At 67.9% G+C, this 1,129-nt stretch carries 2 protein-coding genes; both read left to right on the top strand.

Annotated elements, in window-relative coordinates; translation table 11 throughout:
* Window positions 1-738, top strand: a 738-nt coding sequence (locus WKW80_RS37235; protein ID WP_340368566.1) for an SDR family NAD(P)-dependent oxidoreductase, incomplete at its 5' end; no start/stop codon positions are given.
* A gap of 20 nt (window positions 739-758) precedes the next feature.
* A partial coding sequence (locus WKW80_RS37230; protein WP_340368565.1) for an alcohol dehydrogenase catalytic domain-containing protein occupies window positions 759-1,129 on the top strand: 371 nt, incomplete at its 3' end.

The following is a 1,129-nucleotide window of genomic DNA, read 5'->3' as shown; positions in this document are numbered from 1 at the left end:
CGCACGGCCCTCATCACCGGCTCCAGCGCCGGCATCGGCTTTGCACTGGCACGCGGCCTGGCCGGCGCGGGTGCGCGCATCGTGCTGAATGCGCGCAATGCCGACAAGCTCGAAGCCGCCGCCAACGTGCTGCGCGCCGAAGGTGCGCAGGTCGTGACCTCCGCCTTCGACGTCACGTCGGGCGAAGCCGTCAACGCCGCCATCGAGAAGATCGAGTCCGGCACCGGCCCCATCGACATCCTCGTCAACAACGCCGGCATGCAGCGCCGCACACCGCTCGACCAGTTCGACGAGGCGCACTGGCACGAACTCATGAGGACCAACCTCGACAGCGTGTTCCTGGTCGGGCAGGCCGTGGCGCGCCGGATGATTCCGCGCAAGCGCGGCAAGATCATCAACATCTGCTCGGTGCAGAGCGAGCTGGGCCGCCCGGGCATCGCGCCCTACACGGCCAGCAAGGGCGCGGTGAAGATGCTGACCAAGGGCATGGCGATCGACTGGGGCCAGCATGGCATCCAGGTCAACGGCATCGGGCCGGGCTATTTCAAGACCGAGCTCAACGATGCGCTGGTGAAGAACCCCGAGTTCTCCAGCTGGCTGATCGGCCGCACGCCCTCGCGCCGCTGGGGCGACGTGGAGGATCTCGTGGGCGCGGGCGTGTTCCTCGCGAGCGACGCGTCGAACTTCGTCAATGGCCACATCCTCTACGTCGATGGCGGCGTGACCGCCCAACTCTGAACCCCCCACGGAAGGCCCCCATGGAAGCCCTTGTCATCCACGCGCCCGGCGACCTGCGCGTCGAGTCCTATGAAACCGCCGAACTCGGCCCCGACCAGTTGCAGGTTCGCGTGCGCTGCGGCGGCATCTGCGGCTCCGACCTGCACTACTACCAGCACGGCGGCTTCGGCACCATCCGCATCAAGGAGCCGATGGTGCTGGGCCATGAAGTGGCCGGCATGATCGAAGCGGTGGGCGCGAACGTGACGGCGTACAAGCCCGGCGAACGCATCGCGATCAGCCCGAGCCGCCCGTGCGGTGCGTGCAGCTTCTGCCAGCAGGGCCTGCAGAACCATTGCCTGGACATGCGCTACTACGGCAGCGCCATGCGCACGCCGCACGTGCAGGGCGC

The sequence above is a fragment of the Variovorax humicola genome (assembly GCF_037889915.1).
GTDB lineage: Bacteria > Pseudomonadota > Gammaproteobacteria > Burkholderiales > Burkholderiaceae_C > Variovorax > Variovorax humicola.
This window is presented reverse-complemented; position numbering and strand designations above follow the sequence as displayed.